This is a genomic window from Frankia sp. CcWB2, from assembly GCF_977927585.1.
The window spans coordinates 22,271-26,548 of sequence record NZ_CDWRCM010000036.1 but is presented as its reverse complement, the minus strand read 5'-3'; the positions used below and the strand labels follow the sequence as shown (position 1 = coordinate 26,548).

At 66.8% G+C, this 4,278-nt stretch carries 4 protein-coding genes; 1 reads left to right on the top strand and 3 read right to left on the bottom strand.

Annotated elements, in window-relative coordinates; all coding sequences use genetic code 11:
* Positions 1 to 350: 350 nt before the first annotated feature.
* Complete coding sequence (locus ACY45C_RS06120) at positions 351 to 1,832, bottom strand: NAD(P)H-quinone dehydrogenase (protein WP_462186676.1); 1,482 nt, start codon at positions 1,830 to 1,832, stop codon at positions 351 to 353.
* Between the two features lie 193 nt (positions 1,833 to 2,025).
* Between ACY45C_RS06120 and ACY45C_RS06115 the strand changes: the two genes are divergently transcribed.
* Positions 2,026 to 2,466, top strand: a complete 441-nt coding sequence (locus ACY45C_RS06115) for a gamma-glutamylcyclotransferase (protein WP_462186675.1) — start codon at positions 2,026 to 2,028, stop codon at positions 2,464 to 2,466.
* A gap of 4 nt (positions 2,467 to 2,470) precedes the next feature.
* On the opposite strand, the gene ACY45C_RS06110 is transcribed toward ACY45C_RS06115, so the two are convergent.
* Both ACY45C_RS06110 and ACY45C_RS06105 read right to left on the bottom strand, forming a co-directional pair.
* Complete coding sequence (locus ACY45C_RS06110; protein ID WP_462186674.1) at positions 2,471 to 3,688, bottom strand: amidohydrolase; 1,218 nt, start codon at positions 3,686 to 3,688, stop codon at positions 2,471 to 2,473.
* A gap of 75 nt (positions 3,689 to 3,763) precedes the next feature.
* On the bottom strand, positions 3,764 to 4,278 hold a 515-nt coding region (locus tag ACY45C_RS06105; protein WP_462186673.1), incomplete at its 5' end, for a glutamate-cysteine ligase family protein.

Genomic DNA, 4,278 nt, shown 5'->3' with positions numbered 1-4,278 from the left:
TTCCGCGAAGAGCCGTGTGAGCCCGGGGCGGCCGGCCGTCCCGGGCTTCCCGTCGTGTCTTTTTCGACACGACACCCGGACCTCTTACTCACCCGCATGCTTCAGACGATGATGCCTTCGGCACGTCGGCCCGAGAGTCAGAGCCACGCCGCGAACCGGTTCCATCCCGCGGACATCGCCGGCCGCGCCTACGGGAACAGACGATCCCCCAGACGCGGCCCGGTGGAAAAGCCCTGCTCGTAGCCTTCTCCACAGGCAGGCGTCGGCAGTACTCGCCGCGCCGGCCGTCGTCCCGGCATGGCAGCCCGACATGGCAGGAGGTTCCGCATGCGGTCCTGCCGGGCCCCTGCTCACTCCGGGTTGTCGAATCCCGCGAAGAAGTCGCGCGTACGCAGGACGCGAGCCGCCTCGGTGATCGAGCCGGAGAGCGACGGGTAGATCGAGAACGTATGTGCGATTTGATCGACGGTCAGACCGTGTTCGACCGCGAGCGAGATAGAGAGGATGAGTTCGGATGCACGCGGCGCGACAATAACACCGCCAAGCACGCTTCCACTCCCCGGACGGCAGAACAGTTTCACGAAGCCGTCCTCAATACCCATCATCTTCGCCCGCGGATTCCGCAAGAGTGGAACTGTGGTTACCTCGGCTGCGACTGCCCCGGTGTCCTTCATCACCTGCGTGACTCCGACGGTGGCGATTTCCGGCTCGGTGAAGATGTTGGACGACACCGTCCCGAGCCGCAAGGGTGTGACGGCCTCGCCGAGGGCGTGCCACATGGCGATACGCCCCTGCATCGCGGCGACCGATGCGAGCGGGAGGACTCCAGTGCAGTCACCGGCCGCGTAGACACCCGGCACCGAGGTCCGCGACATCCGGTCCACGTTCACATGCCCACCAGGCCCAAGCCGCACCCCCACGTCAGTCAGCCCGAGGCCCTTGGTGCGGGGTACCGAACCAACCGCCATCAGAGCATGGCTTCCCGTGACGGTCCGGCCGTCGGTCAGCTCGACGATCACACCGTCCCCGATGCGCCGTACCGACGCCGCCCGCGATCGGTTGAGCACCTCGATCCCACGCCGCACGAACACATCCTCGATGACCCGGGCAGCATCCGGGTCCTCCCCCGGCAGCACGCGTTCGCGCGAGGAAACCAGCGTGACCTCGGCGCCAAGCGCCCGATACGCGCTGGCGAACTCAGCTCCGGTGACGCCGGAACCGACGACGACCAGATGTTCGGGTATCTCCTTGAGGTCGTAGAGGTGTCGCCAGGTGAGAATCCGCTCACCATCCGGCTGGGCCGTGGGGAGATCGCGTGGTGAGGCGCCGGTCGCGATCAAAATCACATCGCCGACGAAGGTTTCACCGGCGCTGGTTTCGATTGCGTGCGGCCCGACAAGACGCCCAGAGGCGTGCACGACATCGACCTTCTCGCGCTCGAGCCGGCGCTCGATGTCCAGGGACTGGGCCTTGGCTAGATCACGGACCCGTTCGTACACCTGCTCCGCATCCACATTGACGACCTCCGGGGGCGTGAGCGGCCGGGTGCCCGAGTCCGCGCTGGTACTGATCCCCCAGGCCACGGGGGGCAACGCCGGTTCCGGCCCAGGGCCGAGACTATGCGGGCGGACACCCAGGCCGGGAGCCAGAGCAAGGTTCGTCATGGTCTCCGAAGTCGCGATCAAGGTTTTGGAGGGGACGCAGTCGGTGAGCACACAGGCACCACCGACCCCGTCCGAGTCGATGACGGTGACCGTCGCTCCGAGTGAGGCTCCAACGAGAGCCGCCTCGTAGCCTCCGGGCCCTCCACCAAGAATGATGATGCGAGTCACGTGCCCTCCCGATCCGGTATCGCTTCCTTATCATCTTGCCCCGCCGCCGCGGCCGCTCTCCTGCCGGTGCGGAAGGCTCCGTAGGATCGCAGACGGAGTCCGACATCAGCGATGTCAGGTAGGGCCATCTTCCTCCTTTCATGAGCGGAAATTACAGTTATAATCACGCACCGTAACCCTCCGAGAGATCACAATGACCTTGTACGCGGCTTACGCCGGCAACCTCGACCCGGCGCAGATGAAGGAGCGGGCCCCGCATTCGCCCGTGACCGGCGCTGGATGGATCAACGGTTGGCGCCTCACGTTCGGCGGTGAGAACGTCGGTTGGGATGGAGCCTTGCCGACCATCGTCGAGGCTCCGGGTGCCCACGCGTACGTCCTTCTGTACGATCTCGACCGTTACGACCTGGAACGGCTCGACGTCTGGGAAGGCGCGGACACCGGCCTGTACACCCGCATCCGGGTGCGGGTCTCCACCCTCGATGGGGAGGCTCTCGCCTGGACGTATGTTCTCGACGCCTACGAGGGAGGACTCCCGTCGCGCCGGTACCTCGAGATGATCGCCGATTCCGCGGAGAAGGCTGGGGCACCCGCCGACTACGTGGCCGAGCTCCGTTCGCGACCGACTGCGTGACGCATCACGGCGCCGGTGGCGTCTGGGTCAGCAGATCGAGAGCCGCGCCGGCAAGCAGCTTCACGCCCACACCGATCGCTCTCTCGTCCACGTCGAAGCTACCCTGGTGAAGGTCGTAGGTGTGGCCGCCGGGTGTCCGAGTGCCCAATCGGGCCAAGGCCCCCGGCACGTGGTTCAGATACCAACCGAAGTCCTCGCCACCAAGCGATTGCGCCACCATGGTGGAGGTCCCGTGACCAAACACACGGTCGACGACGGTCCGAAGGACCTCGACGACATCCACGCTGTTCACCACGGGCGGCACGCCACGCCGGTAGTCGACCACGATCTGTGCTCCGTACGGTGCGATGAGCTGCTCGGCAACCTGAGTGACCAGCGCCGGCACGCTCTCCCAGGTCTCCCGGGACAAAGTGCGGATCGTGCCTCGGAGCTGACCGGTTCGAGGGATGGCGTTGGTAACGGTTCCCGCCTGCACCTGACCCCAGACCAGGGAGAGCGCCGACCTGGGATCGACTAGTCGCCCCAACGCGGCAGGAAGATCGGCCGCAAGGCGGACGAGCGCGTACACCAGGTCGACTGTGTTCTGTGGCCGGGAGGTGTGACCGCCGGGCCCGGCCAACGTGATTTCGACGGCATCGGCGGCAGAGGTGATCGGACCCGTCCGCAGACCGATCATGCCCAGGTCGAGCGCCGGATCGCAGTGCACCGCGATCGCCGTGGTCACCGGCTTCAGCACTCCCGCGTCGATGACGTCCAACGCGCCGCCCGGCATGAGCTCCTCCGCGGGCTGGAACACCAGGCGCACGGTCCCGGGCAGCGTAGACACGCGTGCGATCTCGGCAAGCGCGAGTCCGGCGCCGAGCGCCACGGTCGTGTGCACGTCATGTCCGCAAGCGTGAGCCACACCCGGAACGGTGGAGCGGTACCGCACGTCCTTGATATCCGAGAGCGGAAGAGCGTCCATGTCGGCCCGCAGCATGATCACGGGAGCGTCTGGATCATGATCGACGCCGAGACCGATATCACACCACAGGCCAGGAAGGTCCGGCAGGCGCTGCGGCGACAGTCCCGCGGCCCGGAGTCGCGCCTCGACCTGCTCGGCGGTGCGGTGCTCCCGCCGGCCGAGCTCCGGGTGGGCGTGGAGATCGCGACGCAACGCGATCAGCTCGGATTCGTGCGCGGCCACCCACCCGGCGACCGCCGCGGTCTCGTCAACCTTCATCTGCCGGCCGGGCTCCTCCCTGCACACGCCACGCGGGCCCTGAACGCGTGCGGTTCGGGGTATTCGCCGACGTGTCTAGCCGTCGACTACCGGACGGCCCATGTTCATCTCTTCGAGCAGGGTATCGACGACCCGGATGAGATCTCCACCGGCCCGCCGGGCGGCGTCCCGCTGCCGGGTATAGCTCGCGCCCGTCCGCAGGATGGTCAGCGCGTCGGAGAGCTCGGATGAACAACCGAGGCGGTGGGCGACCGGAAGCAGATCCTCCACGAGATCGGTGATCTCGTCCCGGACCGGCCGGATACCGCCCCGACCATCGACGATGATCTGTGCGTCCAGACCGTACCGGGCCGCTCGCCACTTGTTCTCCTGCACGAGCCATCGTTGCGGAGTCGGGAGGCGATACCCACGATCGATCTGGGTGTTCATGCGGTCAACCAGGCACTGCGCGAGAGCCGCGACCGCCCCCACCTCCATCAGGGACGGCAGACCATCGCAGACCCGCAGTTCCACGGTGCCGAAGTTGGGATGTGGGCGAATGTCCCACCAGACCTCGCGGATCGTCTCGATGGTGCCGGAGACAATCAGTG

Bases quoted from the DNA above. Each gene is read 5' to 3' on its own strand.
- ACY45C_RS06110 (WP_462186674.1), bottom strand. From the start codon at position 3,688: ATGAAGGTTGACGAGACCGCGGCGGTCGCCGGGTGGGTGGCCGCGCAC.
- ACY45C_RS06115 (WP_462186675.1), top strand. From the start codon at position 2,026: ATGACCTTGTACGCGGCTTACGCCGGCAACCTCGACCCGGCGCAGATG.